This window comes from Pseudomonas sp. H3_D04, assembly GCF_054669175.1.
The window spans coordinates 475163-489662 of record NZ_CP162801.1 but is presented as its reverse complement, the minus strand read 5'-3'; the positions used below and the strand labels follow the sequence as shown (position 1 = coordinate 489662).

At 57.9% G+C, this 14500-nt stretch carries 14 protein-coding genes; 3 read left to right on the top strand and 11 right to left on the bottom strand.

The annotated features are described in order from the left end of the window. Window positions 1-32: 32 nt before the first annotated feature. Window positions 33-737 (top strand): hypothetical protein, encoded by a 705-nt coding sequence (locus AB4N91_RS02400; RefSeq protein WP_010458047.1) that lies wholly within the window; start codon window positions 33-35, stop codon window positions 735-737. Between the two features lie 172 nt (window positions 738-909). On the opposite strand, the gene AB4N91_RS02395 is transcribed toward AB4N91_RS02400, so the two are convergent. Next, window positions 910-1404: a RidA family protein gene (locus tag AB4N91_RS02395; protein WP_042932582.1), complete on the bottom strand. Its 495-nt coding sequence runs from the start codon at window positions 1402-1404 to the stop codon at window positions 910-912. A 122-nt stretch (window positions 1405-1526) separates the two neighbouring features. On the opposite strand from AB4N91_RS02395, the gene AB4N91_RS02390 reads away from it, so the two are divergent. Then, window positions 1527-2930 (top strand): aminotransferase-like domain-containing protein, encoded by a 1404-nt coding sequence (locus AB4N91_RS02390; protein WP_200666971.1) that lies wholly within the window; start codon window positions 1527-1529, stop codon window positions 2928-2930. 105 nt (window positions 2931-3035) lie between these two features. Here AB4N91_RS02390 and AB4N91_RS02385 read toward each other — a convergent pair whose 3' ends face one another. From AB4N91_RS02385 to hmpA, 10 genes are all read right to left on the bottom strand, one after another. Next, window positions 3036-3488 (bottom strand): hypothetical protein, encoded by a 453-nt coding sequence (locus AB4N91_RS02385; protein WP_077749374.1) that lies wholly within the window; start codon window positions 3486-3488, stop codon window positions 3036-3038. Further along, window positions 3472-4110 carry a DUF6036 family nucleotidyltransferase gene (locus AB4N91_RS02380; protein WP_460112084.1) on the bottom strand — a complete coding sequence of 213 codons (639 nt, stop codon included), beginning with the start codon at window positions 4108-4110 and terminating at the stop codon, window positions 3472-3474. Before AB4N91_RS02380 ends, AB4N91_RS02385 begins: the two co-directional genes overlap by 17 nt. A 254-nt stretch (window positions 4111-4364) precedes the next feature. Then, on the bottom strand, window positions 4365-5252 hold the full coding sequence (gene cyoE, locus AB4N91_RS02375; RefSeq protein ID WP_010458052.1) for a heme o synthase: 888 nt from the start codon (window positions 5250-5252) through the stop codon (window positions 4365-4367). Between the two features lie 11 nt (window positions 5253-5263). Further along, window positions 5264-5599 (bottom strand): cytochrome o ubiquinol oxidase subunit IV, encoded by a 336-nt coding sequence (gene cyoD / locus AB4N91_RS02370; protein WP_077749376.1) that lies wholly within the window; start codon window positions 5597-5599, stop codon window positions 5264-5266. Then, the gene (locus AB4N91_RS02365; protein WP_010458056.1) at window positions 5600-6226 is read right to left on the bottom strand and encodes a cytochrome o ubiquinol oxidase subunit III; all 627 of its coding nucleotides are present in this window, start codon (window positions 6224-6226) and stop codon (window positions 5600-5602) included. It lies immediately after the preceding gene. A 3-nt stretch (window positions 6227-6229) separates the two neighbouring features. Next, window positions 6230-8260 carry a cytochrome o ubiquinol oxidase subunit I gene (cyoB, locus tag AB4N91_RS02360; RefSeq protein ID WP_010458058.1) on the bottom strand — a complete coding sequence of 677 codons (2031 nt, stop codon included), beginning with the start codon at window positions 8258-8260 and terminating at the stop codon, window positions 6230-6232. Between the two features lie 3 nt (window positions 8261-8263). Beyond that, complete coding sequence (gene cyoA, locus AB4N91_RS02355; RefSeq protein WP_010458061.1) at window positions 8264-9208, bottom strand: ubiquinol oxidase subunit II; 945 nt, start codon at window positions 9206-9208, stop codon at window positions 8264-8266. Between the two features lie 816 nt (window positions 9209-10024). Further along, window positions 10025-10534, bottom strand: coding sequence for a disulfide bond formation protein B (locus AB4N91_RS02350; protein WP_145308392.1), 510 nt, complete (start codon window positions 10532-10534; stop codon window positions 10025-10027). A gap of 25 nt (window positions 10535-10559) precedes the next feature. Then, complete coding sequence (locus tag AB4N91_RS02345) at window positions 10560-11102, bottom strand: ester cyclase (RefSeq protein WP_010458066.1); 543 nt, start codon at window positions 11100-11102, stop codon at window positions 10560-10562. Between the two features lie 249 nt (window positions 11103-11351). Beyond that, window positions 11352-12533, bottom strand: coding sequence for an NO-inducible flavohemoprotein (gene hmpA / locus AB4N91_RS02340; RefSeq protein ID WP_010458067.1), 1182 nt, complete (start codon window positions 12531-12533; stop codon window positions 11352-11354). A gap of 157 nt (window positions 12534-12690) precedes the next feature. Here hmpA and norR point away from each other — a divergent pair, with 157 nt between their 5' ends. After that, window positions 12691-14241 (top strand): nitric oxide reductase transcriptional regulator NorR, encoded by a 1551-nt coding sequence (gene norR, locus AB4N91_RS02335; protein WP_169857853.1) that lies wholly within the window; start codon window positions 12691-12693, stop codon window positions 14239-14241. The last annotated feature ends 259 nt before the right edge of the window (window positions 14242-14500 follow it).

Genomic DNA, 14500 nt, shown 5'->3' with positions numbered 1-14500 from the left:
AAACCCAAGTTAAAAGAAGTAGTGAAATTTCAATGTCCGATTCCAATACCGCTGAATCCGTAGTCACCTTGTCGTCCAAAGCGGAATACGAAAACTCCATCAATCTTTCACAGCATGTGCCACAGGCCAAGACCATCAGCGAGATGGTCCTGGACGCTTTTCAATCCACCCGGGAAAGCGACCAGATCCGCGAGCTGCGCGCCGCGATCCGCCAGGCGCACGACAGCTTCGACGACGATAAAGCCTATGAACTGATGGGCGAACTCAAACAACTGAAAGACGCTGAAGCGTCCGACATTGCCGCGCTGGAAGACCTGAGCAGCAAATTCCCGATCAGCCGTATTCTTTCCAGCTTCAAGGAAGACCCGGCGTTTCAGGAAATCGTCTATGGCCTGGCGTTGAAGGTGCTGAACCAGACTCACCAGGCCATCAGCAACCCAAGCACCGGCAAGAGCAAAGTGGCTCGCGCCAAGAAAGACCTCGAAGTGTTCACCATCAGCAAGGATGGCGTGAGCGTTACGCTGCCGCTGCGCACTCCACGTGCGAGCCTGAACGTTGATCGCAAAGCGCTGGAGTTCCTCGGTTTCACTTTCGTCGGCGAAGGTGAAGACGCGGCCATTGAAAACGAAACGTTCCTGGACAATACCGGGGCCGAACAAGCGGTCAACCGCAAGAACATCATCACTGCTATTCAACAACAAACCGCGTTCGACGGTTACAGCATCGCTGCGCAGTAACCGATCGACCTGAAAGCTTTCAGTCAGCAAGGAACCTGTGGCGAGGGAGCTTGCTCCCGCCGGGCTGCGTAGCGGCCCCAAAAAATGTGGCAACAATGCCGACTCTTGTGAGTGCTACCCACTCAAGCGGGAGCAAGCTCCCTCGCCGCAAAAGCAGGTATGCCCGAAAGAATTATCGCGCTGACGGATGCAGGGCCGCGATCATGTCCACTTCAATCGGCGCATTTTTCGGCAGCTGGTAAACACCGACGGTCGTTCGGGTGTGTTTACCGGCCTCACCCAATACATGCGTGAAGACGTCAGACGCTCCATTGGCAACCTCACTGAGGTCCACAAAATCGAACGTGGATTTCACGTAGACCGTGATGCGCAGCAATGCCTTGAGGTTATCCAGTGAGCCGATGGCCTCACGGATCAGGGCAAGCCCGCGTATCGCGCTGATACCGGCAGCCTCTTGGGCATCGGCCAGGTTGAGTTCCAGTCCCACTCGGCCGGGGTACTGGATTTTGCCGTTCATTCGCGGCACCAGCCCACTGACGTACAGTTCATCATCGTGCCGGACCACCGGGGCGTAATGCCCGCCGGCAGAATTCTCGTCGTAGATATCAAAGCCAAGTTCTTTCGCCATCGCGAGGAAGCGTTCGTCGCGACTCATTTGATTACTCATTAACCGACCCCCTCTTAATCAATCATGCATACGCGCAGATGATGGTAGAGAGAGATGCGTGTCTTGATCAGGGCAACTTCGTATAAGATCCAACAAACTTTACTGCCAGGGAGACCAGTAAAATGCAGCGCGCCGTCATCGCCGCCATCGAGTTCCAGCCCGGAGTGCCGCTGGTGCAGCAGATCGTCGATCAGCTGTCTTTGGCCATCAACCAGGGTGGCCTGCCGAACGGGGCCAAGTTGCCACCGATTCGCGAGCTGTCCGAGTTGATGAACGTCGGCAAATCTACCGTGGTCGATGCTCTCGACCGGTTGCGGGCCAAGGGGCTGGTGGTTTCACGCCAGGGTTCGGGGCATTACATTCACCGCCCAAGCATTCAATCCCAGCATGCAACTGGCCCGGACCTGCATCCCCAAGACACACTCAGCCGGGTCCGCCGCGCCTTGCTGCTGAACAACGGCGCGCTGCGCCCCGGCTGCGGATTTCTGCCCGCCTCGTGGCTGCCCGCCGACGAATTGCTCAAAGCCGTGCGCAGCACCCTTCGAGCGACCGCGCTGCGCATGGGCGAGTACGGTGAGGTCGGTGGTTACCTCCCGTTGCGCGAGGCGTTGCGCGTGAAGCTGTCGACCGTCGGCATCGAGGTGCCGGTGGAGCAGATCATCACCACCGCCAATACCGTGCAGGCCATCGACCTGCTGATGCGCCTGTTGATAAAACCCGGCGACACCGTGCTGCTCGACGATCCCTGCTACTTCAACATGCACACCAACCTGGCGCTGCACGGCGCCAAGGTCATCACCATCGCCCGCGATTGCGACGGGCTGGACCTGGAAGCGTTCGAGCAATTACTGATCGCCCATCGCCCAGTGCTGTATATGACCAACAGCACGCTGCACAACCCGACCGGACACTCGTTCTCCGCCGCCCAGGTTTATCGCTTGCTGGAGCTGAGTCACCGTTACGGCGTCCACATCCTCGAAGATGACTTGTATGGCGACATCCAGCAAAGACGCACCCCGCGCCTGGCCGCGAGCGGTCTGGACAATGTCAGTTACGTGTCCGGTTTCTCCAAGACCCTGACCGCCAACAGCCGGGTCAGCTACACCGCGCTATCGCCGCAACTGGCCGCACGCATGATCACCTTGAAGATGGCCTGCGGCGGCGTGACCTCGGAACTGGCGGAGCAGATCACCTGCACCATGCTCAGTAACGGCAGCTACGCCAAACACACCCGGCGCACGGTGGATCGCCTGTATGAGTCGAGCAGTCGCGTGACGAGATGGCTGGTAGAGGCGGGATGTTCGGTGTCATCGATAGCGGGTGAAGGGCTGTTCATCTGGACTCGGTTGCCCGAAGGACTGCACGCCGAAACCCTGGCCGGCAAAGGCCTCGAACACGACCTGGTGCTGGCGCCCGGCACCCTGTTGAGCAAAGCCGCCGATGCCAGCAGCTTCCTGCGTTTCAATGTTGCGCATAGCGATAGCCTGCAGGTGCGTGAGCAGTTTTTCCGGCTGCTCGATCGCTGAGTTTTTCTGATGCCATTTTGCTGTTCCAACAAAAAGCCCCGCTCTTCTCTCGAAGGCGGGGCTTTCAACCGGAGCTGCATCGGGTTCTTGTTTTGCAACTCAGGCTCAAGAAAATGTTGCGCGTTGCTCCGCCTCGTAATGTCGAGTCTGAAAAGGCATGAGGGTTTGAGCCTTTAGGCCAAGGCCTTCACTCAACCCCCAGGAGGCTGCCAGTTCATCACGGCGACGGCGAAGCGGCGCGGCTGGTTCTGGCTTCACGCCTTGCTTGAAAGTCGAGTAGGCAAAAAGCTCAAGGGCATTAAAGGTTTCCAGCACTCGGCTATCAGACACGCATGAAAAACGTGTAAAGCGTTCGAGCAGGTAGCCTGCGCGACGAACCTCGACCTCATCAGAATGCCGACTCAAAAAAGCCGTGACTTCACTTGAGAGGTTCGAGCTTGAGTACCAAACAGCTTTGGCAGCGCTCACAAGCGCAACGTCATCTGCTTGATTCAAAGGACTTTTGACCAGAGTGTCCAAAGCGGATGAGAGGACGTGGCCGCTAAGGGGCTTCGTCATCTGTATTCTCCAGATAGTTTTGCAGAATATTTTCGAGAACAGAGGTTGGTGATTCTTTATTGCCAACATATACATCAATAGCCTGCAACGCCAGTCGGCGGAGCTCAGTGGTGAGTATGAAACCACTTCTGAGCAGCGCCATGATATCGCCAATGTCCTGATCCGTAGCTATACCCAATTTAGAAATGGCAATGTCGATAGGCGATGCAATGTGAACATGCAGAGGAGACTCATTCGGAAACTCGGCAAGTGGAAGGCTTCGCTCCCAGTAATCCTCGTGAACAGGCCCAAAGCTTGTGTTGTATTGAAGGTCGTAGTTCAGTTCCATCAATCGACCGGATCGTTCATCGACAAACTCTTCCGGAACCTCTGCGAGCATGGTTTGAAGGTGGAGACCTTTTGGGACATTAGCCTCGTAAATTTCGGCATCGACATCCGTGGAAACACGGTGATTTGTATAGAGGTGAACCGCACACCCACCGAACACAATAATTTTGACCGCCCCAGTGTCTGCAGACTCAAGCACCAACTCAGCTTCGACAGATTTGAACATTGAAATCAAAGCCTGCCCTAACGCCGTGCTCGTATTAACACGGGGATTGATTACGTCCGGCAAATCCATATTCGAACCTCTAGCGACAAAACGCCAGGCAGCTGCTGCAGCTGATTTGGCAAAGCCCGAGGTTAGAAAGACGACTTCCGACCGACAACCTGAAAGGTTTGTAGGAAGATTCTTCCACATGGGTAAGCAGGAGCACTGGGCCTCGCATTAGTTGCGCGCCTACGAGACTTGGTGTGCCGAACGACTGAATCGCACCCAACAAAAAGCCCCGCTCTTCTCTCGAAGACGGGGCTTTTCTTTACAGCAGCTGGCGCTTAAGGCGCGTAAGTCAGCAACAACTCACTCGGCACTTTGAAGTCCAGCGACATCATCACGCTCAACGCGGTGATGGTGAAGATCGAGAACACGAACAGCTTGCGTGCCCAGACCGTGTCATCCACTGCCTTGTAGCCGGTCCAGGCCATGTACAACCAGTACATGCCCATGGCCGCGGCGACGGCGAGGTAGCTCATGCCGGCGTAGCCGCTGAAGGTCAGCATCAAGGTCGCCACGAGGAACGCCAGGATGTAGAGCAGGATGTGCCGCTTGGCCACTTGAATCCCGCGCTTCACGGGCAACACCGGAATCGATGCGGCCCGGTAATCGTTGAAGCGGAAGATCGCGATGGCGTAGGAATGCGGCATCTGCCACAGGCTGAACATCACCAGCAACGTCAGTGCGGCCATGTCGAAGTTGTTGGTCACGGCCACGTAGCCAATCACCGGCGGCATCGCACCCGACAGACTGCCCACCAGCGTGCCGTGAACCGACTTGCGCTTGAGGTACAGGCTGTAGAAGCCGACGTAGATGACGAAACCGATCACCGCGAACAGCGCGGCCAACGGGTTCGCCACCTTGTACAACAATGCAACGCCGGCCACACCGAGGACGGTCGCGAAGATCAGCGCCAGTTTCAGGGAGATCAGGCCCTGGACCAGTACGCGGTTCTTGGTGCGCTCCATCTTCAGGTCGATGTCGCGGTCGATGCAGTTGTTGAACACGCAACCGGAAGCCACCACCAGGGAGGTGCCGATCATTGCCGCCAGGAAGATGGCCAGATCGACATGCCCTTGAGAGGCCAGGAAAAATCCGCCTGCCACTGAAAGCACGTTACCGAAAATGATCCCCGGTTTGGTGATTTGGATAAAGTGCTTAAAGGACATCCGGACTTACCTCACTTCGCCATCATGAACGTGTGGATGCTGAACATGATCCACAGCGACAGGCCCACCAGCAGGACAATCACGATCGCGGCGAAAACAAATGCAATCACGTTGTTACGCTGCGCGGCCGAACGGTCCAGGTGCAGGAAGTACACCAGGTGCACCAGCACCTGGATCACGGCGAATGCCAGGACGATCATCAGGGTGATCGACTTCGGCAGCGTCGGGTACATCACCAGCGCAAACGGGATGACGGTCAGGATCACCGACAGGATGAAGCCGATCGCGTAGGACTTGACGCTGCCGTGGCCGGCGTCGTGGCTGTCATGGGCGTGTGTGTTAGCCATTTACATAGTCCCCATCAGGTAAACAACGGTGAATACGCAGATCCACACGACGTCCAGGAAGTGCCAGAACAGGCTCAGGCAGCTCAGGCGGGTCTTGTTGGTCGACGTCAGGCCATGCTTGTTGACCTGATACATCATGATCGCCATCCAGATCAGACCGCTGGTCACGTGCAGACCGTGGGTACCGACCAGGGTGAAGAACCCGGACAGGAAGCCACTGCGGCTAGGGCCGTAGCCTTCGGCGATCAACACGTGGAACTCGTTGATCTCCATGCCGATGAAGCCGGCACCGAACAGGAAAGTCATGGCCAACCAGCCCAGGACCTGCTTCTTGTTGCCCCGGTAGAACGCCAGCATGGCGAAGCCGTAGGTGATCGAACTGAACAACAGCAGAGCGGTTTCGCCCAGCACGTACGGCAGTTCGAAGATGTCGTGGCCCGACGGGCCACCGGCGACGTTGTTAACCAGTACCGCGTACACCGCGAAGATCGACGCAAACAGAATGCAGTCGGTCATCAGGTAGAGCCAGAAACCGTATACGGTCATCTCGCCCGAGTCGTGGTGATGGTCATCGTGCCCATGTCCATCGACATGGGTGTGTCCAGCATTGGTCACTAAGTTCGACATGGTTTAAGCCTGTTCCAACGAGGTTTCAACACGGGTGGCGGTGGCCGGGATTTTCCCTGCCGCGACCAGACGCTTGTGCTGCTCGGCTTCGATGCGTTCGATCACATCGACCGGCACCATGTAGCCTTGATCGTCACGTGCAGCGTGGATCACGAAGTAGATGACAGTGCCAGCCAGGCTCGCGATTGCCAGCCACCAGATGTGCCAGATCATCGCGAAACCGAACACGGTCAACAGCGCGCCCATCACCACGCCAGTGGCGGTGTTGTTCGGCATGTGGATCGGCTCGTACTTGGCCGGAGCGCGGTACGCAGTACCGTTTTCCTTGGCTTCGGTGAACGGGTCGATGCAGTCGGCTTTCGGCAGCACGGCAAAGTTGTAGAACGGTGGTGGCGACGAGGTCGACCATTCCAGAGTGTGGGCATTCCACGGATCACCGTGTTCGCACATGTTCTCTGGCTTGTTGCGGTCACGCACACTGACGTACAGCTGGATCAGTTGGCAGGCGATGCCGACAGCGATCATCACCGCACCGAACATGGCGACATACAGGTACGGCACCCACTCAGGGTTGGTGGTGGCGTTCAGACGACGGGTCATGCCCATGAAGCCCAGTGCATAGAGCGGCATGAACGCGACGAAGAAGCCGCTGATCCAGAACCAGAACGCTGCCTTGCCCCAGCCTTCGTGCAGCTTGAAGCCGAACGCTTTCGGGAAGTAGAAGGCGAAACCGGCGATGTAGCCGAATACCGCGCCGCCGATGATCACGTTATGGAAGTGCGCGATCACGAACAGGCTGTTGTGCAGTACGAAGTCAGCACCCGGGATGGCCAGCAATACGCCGGTCATGCCGCCGATGGCGAAGGTCACCATGAAGCCCAGGGTCCACAGAACCTGGCTGGTGAAACGCAGACGGCCCTGGTAAATGGTGAACAGCCAGTTGAATAGCTTCACCCCCGTCGGGATCGAAATCAGCATCGTCGCCAGGCCGAAGAAGGCGTTGACGTTGGCACCCGAACCCATGGTGAAGAAGTGGTGCAGCCAAACCATGAAGCCCAGTACCGAGATCGCGCCGGAAGCGTAGATCATCGAGTGGTGGCCAAACAGTTTCTTGCCGGTGAAGGCCGAGATGACTTCCGAGAAAATGCCGAATGCCGGCAGGATCAGGATGTACACCTCAGGGTGACCCCACGCCCAGAACAGGTTGACGTACATCATTGGATTGCCACCAAGTTCATTGGTGAAAATGTGGAAATCCATGTAACGGTCAAGCGTCAGCAGTGCCAGGGTAGCGGTCAGGATCGGGAACGAAGCCACGATCAGGACGTTGGCCCAGGTGCAGGTCCAGGTGAAGATCGGCATGTCCATCAGTTTCATGCCAGGGGTACGCATTTTCAGCACGGTGGCCAGGAAGTTGACCCCCGTCAGCGTTGTCCCCAGACCCGATAGCTGTAGCGCCCAGATGTAGTAATCCATCCCCACGCCCGGACTGTATTGCAGGCCCGACAGCGGCGGATAGGCAACCCAACCGGTCTTGGCGAATTCGCCGACGCCCAGGGACAGGTTGATCAGCACCACGCCGGACACCAGCAGCCAGAAGCTCAGGGAGTTCAGGAACGGGAAGGCAACGTCACGCGCGCCGATCTGCAGCGGCACTGCAAGGTTCATCAGGCCGGTGAAGAATGGCATCGCCATGAAGATGATCATGATCACACCGTGGGCGGTGAAGATCTGGTCATAGTGTTCAGGCGGCAGGTAGCCAGGCGAACCCTCGGTGGCCATTGCCAGCTGGGTACGCATCATGATGGCGTCGGCAAAACCGCGCAGCAGCATGACCATGGCGACGATGATGTACATCACGCCGATTTTCTTGTGGTCGACCGACGTCAGCCACTCGGTCCACAAGTAGGTCCACTTCTTGAAGTAGGTGATTGCAGCGAACAGTGCCAGACCACCGAGCGCGATCATGGCGATGGTTATCATCACGATCGGTTCGTGGAACGGGACCGCTTCCCAACTTAATTTACCAAACATCGTTTACTCCTCTGCCCCGGCAGCTGAATGCGAGTTCATGTCCATTCCTTGCGTAGCGGCCACTTCTTTCTCTTTCTTCTCGTGCTTCACCTTAGGACCCGGTTTCATGCCTTCGTACTTGTCGACGATGGTCTGGAACAGGTTCGGCGTCACCGAGGAGTAGAGCTCGACTGGGTTGTTCTGGCTCTGCTTGGCAAGGGCTGCGTACTCAACTTGTTCAAGCTGCTTAGGTGACTTTTTGACTTCACTTACCCAGGCGTCGAAATCTTCCTGGGAAGTTGCGATCGCTTTGAATTTCATACCGGTGAAACCCGCGCCGCTGTAGTTGGCGGAGATACCGTCCATTTCAGCGTTACGGTCAGCGATCAAGTGCAGCTTGGTCTGCATGCCCGCCATCGCGTAGATCTGGCCGCCCAGGCCCGGGATGAAGAACGAGTTCATCACGGCGTCGGAGGTGATCTTGAAGTTGATTGGCGTGTGCGCCGGGAACACGATCTTGTTGACCGTGGCAATGCCTTGTTCCGGGTAGATGAACAGCCACTTCCAGTCCAGCGCGACCACTTCGATGGTCACAGGCTTGACGTCGGATTGAATCGGACGGTACGGGTCCAATTCGTGGGTCGAAATGTAGGTGATGTAACCCAGGGCAACGATGATCAGGACCGGGATGGTCCAGACGGCCACTTCGATTTTGGTCGAGTGAGACCATTTCGGGGTGTAAATGGCGTCCTTGTTAGAGGCACGGTACTTCCAGGCGAACAGGAAGGTCATGACGATAACCGGCACCACGACCAACAGCATCAGCAGCGTGGCGGTGATGATCAGGTTTCGCTGTTCCAGGCCGACCTGGCCCGTGGGATTGAGCAAGGTCATGTTGCAGCCTGACAGCAACAACGTGCCGAGCAGCGGCAATAAGCCTAGTAGTCTGGGGTACCTGTTTTTACTCATCTCACGACCTCTAAAGCAGCTTGCGCAATGCAGTTGGGTTTTGATCGCCAACACTTCACCCTGCCAAGGGTTGGCATTTTTCTTGGATTGAATAAGGGCTGCCCGTCGCGCGTCAGACGCTGTTCGACAAATCCTGGGCTAGCGGTAAGTTCTTATTCGAATTCGTGGTCAAAGGCCTTGTTACAGACCAATTCCATTTGGTGCGGATAGTTGGAAGGCTCCGACACCTGGGAGTCGCACGAAGCGTTCAAGCCCCTCGACGCCCTGTTTTCCTGCTCAAGGTGAGCAGTGCCGGAATTCAGTGCGGGCGATTGTAGATACGTAGCGACTCATAAACCATGTCTCATCCCGAAATAATTTTTATCCATTCCAGCAACAATCATTAACGGATTTTGCAAAAGTGCGGCATCTTATCGAAATTAATTCTCAACAAAAACACCAAAATTTGTAGGTCTACAGGGCGCAGTTCAGACAGCTATCGGGGCTGACGCAGACACTTCGACGGTGCCCTAGCCCCTACAAGACAAGGGCTCTGGCGATTTGCCAGCCGCTGTTAAAACTGTCTGTTTGCGTGCGATGGCCAATAAATCGGCAGACGCCTGAGCAGGCCAATTTTGTTGCCAGGCCATACACCGATTCTGCCCGTTGAAATGCCTTGCGACAGTCACGCTGTGACAACATGTCGCACACGTGTCGCACCCTTTCTTGTCGCACATCACGGACTTTTTATTTGTCCCTTGAAATGCAAAACGCCCCGGCCCTCTTGATGAGGACCGGGGCGTTTTTTCACGTTATCCGCACGAGTGGCGGATGACCTCAGCGCAGTGCTTTGCGGTTACGCGAAGTGAGCAGCGGCACCAGCACCACGATCAGCACGAACGCCACCAGCGCCCACTGCGCCAGCGACAAACCGAGGATCGGCGGGTATGGCGTGGAGCAGAAACCGTCGACCTGAAAGCCCAGCGGGAAAATCTTCGCCAGCGGCAGGCCATCGACAATCGGTTGCAGCACATCGATGCCACAGCTGACCGCCGGGTAGAACTGGGTGTAGACGTGATGCCCGGCCACCGCGACGCCGGCCAGTGCGAAAATCACCACCAGGGTTTCAAACACCGTGATGCTGCGGCGGGTGCGCATCGCCGCGCCAATGAAGGCAAACAGCGCAATCAGCAACAGCGCGTAACGTTGCAGGATGCACAGCGGGCACGGCGCCTCGCCCAGCACAATTTGCATGTACAGCGCGCCACCGATCAGCGCCAGGCAGATGATACCCAGCAACACCAGATAGCGCCGTTCACGTCCCAACCGCATTGTTTCCTCGCTCATCGCGTTTCCCTTTTATGCTCGTGGATCAGCTCGCCGGCGGCTGCGCTTGCAGCTGCTGCATGAGGCTGATGTTGTCTTCGATATGCCAATTGGCCGCGATGCGACCGCTTTTGATCTGATAGATATCGGTTGCCCGGAAGTCTACACGCTGACCCTGACCTTTGAGAGCCTTGAACGGACCAGTGAAGTGACCGCGAAAGTGCAAATGCACTACCACCCGGTCGCCAGCAATGATCATTTGCTCGATCTCGCAGCTCAGGTCCGGCACCGCCGTGCGGAAAAACTTCGACGCCAGCAGCGGCCCGGTCGGCCCCTGGACCCGGCCTTCAGGCGGGGTCATGTCGATGAATTGCTCCGACAAGGCCGCCTTGGCCAACGCCTCCTCCCCGCTGTTCCAGAAACTACCGTAACGACGAGCTGCCAATTCCATCGCATCACGCTGCGCCTTGGGCAGGCTCTGATCAACGATCAAGGTCTGCGGCTGGAGCAAGGCGGATTCGGCGAACGCGAAAGGGCTGGCCAGTAACGCAGCCGATAGAACGAGACGGGAGAAGGTGAAGTGAGTCATGGGGCGATCCTGATCATGTAAACGAACGAGCGCCTATCATCAGCATCGGGGAATAAACGATAAACCGGTTAAGAACGGATTAACTTTTAAGGGATTTTTACGAATCGGGACCGCGGCGCGTCTATCGCGGGCAAGCCCCGCTCCTACAGATTTTGTGTTGTTCGCGCGATTGCGCAACGGTACAAAACCTGTAGGAGCGGGGCTTGCCCGCGAAGCAGGCGACTCGGTCTCCCGAGTCGCCGCAAACAGTTACTCCAACGCCGAAGCCGGCCCAAAGAACTCGTAACGGCTCTGCTTCTCCGGCACACCCAACGCCTTGAGGTGACGCTTGATTGCCGCCATGAACCCTTTCGGCCCCAGGAAGTAAGCATCCAGATCGCGCTGCTCCGGCAACCACTCGCCCAGTTGCTCGCGGCTCAACAGCCCGACCGTGTCGGCCGCCGGGCTCACGCCATCATCTTCGGCGTAGCAATAGAAGCGTTTGAGTTGCGGGTGACGCTCGGCCAAGCCATCGATCCAGTCGCGGAATGCATGAACGCTGCCGTTGCGCGCGCAGTGGATAAAGTGCACCGGCCGTTCGGTGGCCAGCGCCGCTTCCAGCATCGCCAGCGTCGGGGTGATGCCGACACCTCCGCTGATCAGCACCAGCGGTTTGTCACTGGCGGTCAGGGTGAACTCGCCCGATGGCGGGAACAGCTGGATGCTCGAACCAACGTGCAACTGATCGTGCAAGTGGTTGGAGGCGCGGCCACCGGTTTCACGCTTGACGCTGATGCGGTACTGGCCCTTGTTGGCCAACGCCGACAGCGAGTAGTTACGACGGATCTCTTCGCCATCGAGGATCAGTTTCATGCCGATGTACTGGCCCGGTTCCGCTGCCAGAATCGCGCCTTTGTCGGCAGGTTCGAAGTAGAACGAGGTGATTTCCGCGCTTTCCTCGACCTTGGCCGCCACGATGAATTCCCGCGCCCCGCGCCAGCCACCGGGTGCCTGTTCCTTTTGATCGTAGATGCTGGTTTCGGCGCCGATCAGGATGTCGGCCAACTGACCGTAGGCCGCGCCCCAGGCACTCATCACCTCAGGGGTGGCAATTTCTTCGCCCAGCACTTCGGAGATCGCACGCAGCAGGCAAGTGCCGACAATCGGGTAGTGCTCCGGCAGGATTTGCAGGGCCACGTGCTTGTTGATGATCTTGGCGACGAGGTCGCCCAACTGATCGAGCTGGTCGATGTGGCGCGCGTACATCAGAACACCGTTGGCCAGGGCGCGCGGCTGATCACCGCTGGCCTGGTGGGCCTGGTTGAACAGCGGGCGCACTTCCGGGTATTCCGAGAGCATCATGCGGTAGAAGTGAGTGATCAGCGCTTCGCCACCGCTTTCCAGCAACGGCACGGTGGATTTGACGATGGCACGGTCTTGAACGCTAAGCATAAAGTGACTCCTGGGCTACTTTGGATTGCTAACTGATGACCCTAGGGTTATCACTTTCCATGCCAACTATTTAACCCTTTAAAAACAATAACTTATAAACACAGTAGTCATATCGACACACGCTGGCTTATAGTCATCCCGACTACACGGAGTCACTATGACTGCAAAATCCTTGCTTACCGCCCTGCTACCGCTGGTCTCCGACCTGTCCCGCGAACTGCCCGAAGGCGAGCGTTATCGACGCCTGCTCGAAGCCATGCGCGCCCTGCTCCCCTGCGATGCCGCCGCCCTGCTGCGCCTGGATGGCGAGTGGCTGGTGCCGCTGGCCGTCGACGGGTTGAGCACCGACACCCTGGGCCGCCGTTTCAAAGTCAGCGAGCACCCGCGTTTCGAAGCGTTGCTCAGCAGCCACGGCCCGACGCGGTTCGCCGCCGACAGCGACTTGCCGGACCCTTACGACGGTCTGGTCGACGGCCTCGACGAGCATCTGGAAGTTCACGACTGCATGGGCTGCCCGTTGTTCATCGACGAGCGTCCCTGGGGCTTGCTGACCCTCGACGCCCTCGACCCGGAAAAATTTGAACCCATCGAACTGGACGCCCTGCAAGCCTTCGCCAGCCTCGCGGCGGCCACCGTCAACGCCGCCGAACGCATCGAACGCCTGGCCAATCGCGCCGAAGACGAGCATCAGCGCGCCGAGGTCTACCGCCAGGCCAGCGGCCAGCAAAACCGCGAGATGATCGGCCAGAGCAAGACGCATAAACGCCTGGTGGAAGAGATCAGCCTGGTGGGCGGCAGCGACCTGACCGTGCTGATCACCGGCGAAACCGGGGTCGGCAAGGAATTGGTCGCGCAGGCGATTCACGCCGCTTCGCCAAGGGCGGACAAACCGATCATCAGCCTCAACTGCGCCGCCCTGCCGGACACCCTGGTGGAGAGCGAATTGTTCGGCCATGTGCGCGGCGCCTTCACCGGCGCCACCAGCGATCGGCGCGGCAAGTTCGAACTGGCCAATGGCGGCACACTGTTTCTCGATGAAGTCGGCGAACTGTCGCTGACCGTGCAGGCCAAGTTGTTGCGGGTGCTGCAAAGCGGTCAATTGCAGCGCCTGGGGTCGGATAAGGAGCATCAGGTGGACGTGCGCCTGATCGCAGCAACCAACCGCGACCTGGCCGAAGAAGTGCGCAGCGGCCGCTACCGTGCCGACTTCTATCACCGCTTGAGCGTATACCCGCTGCTGGTACCGGCCCTGCGCGATCGCGGGCGCGATGTATTGCTGCTCAGTGGTTATTTCCTGGAACAGAACCGCTCGCGGATGGGCCTTAACAGCCTGCGCCTGAGCAGCGACGCGCAGGTGGCATTGCTGGCATACGACTGGCCGGGGAATGTGCGGGAGCTGGAGCATTTGATTGGTCGCAGTGCCTTGAAAGCGCTGGGTAACTGCAAGGTACGGCCGAAGATTCTGAGTTTGAGTGCGGCGGATCTGGATTTGCCCAATGGCAGCATCGAAGTGGTCGCCGAGCAACCGGCGGCGGCCCCAATGGCATTGGTGTCGGGGGATTTGCGAGAGGCTACCGAAAATTATCAGCGCCAATTGATCAGCGCTTGCCTGGAACGGCACCACGACAACTGGGCAAGCGCGGCGCGCGAGTTGGGCCTGGATCGGGCGAACCTCGGGCGGATGGCCAAGCGCCTAGGGATGAAATAACCCCCCCCGCTGTGGCGAGGGAGCTTGCTCCCGCTCGGCTGCGAAGCAGCCGCAAAACCTGAAAATGCGGATAGTCTGATAACACACATCACCTGATCGGGAGTGCTTCGCACTCCAGCGGGAGCAAGCTCCCTCGCCACAGGGTTCGCCGTTGGGCCGGGAATGGGTATTTAGCCTAAAGCCTGCCCCCAACAAGTCGATAACCCGGCATCAATAGTTTTTGGCGACTTTTTACTCGCCCATCACCTTTTTCCACAGA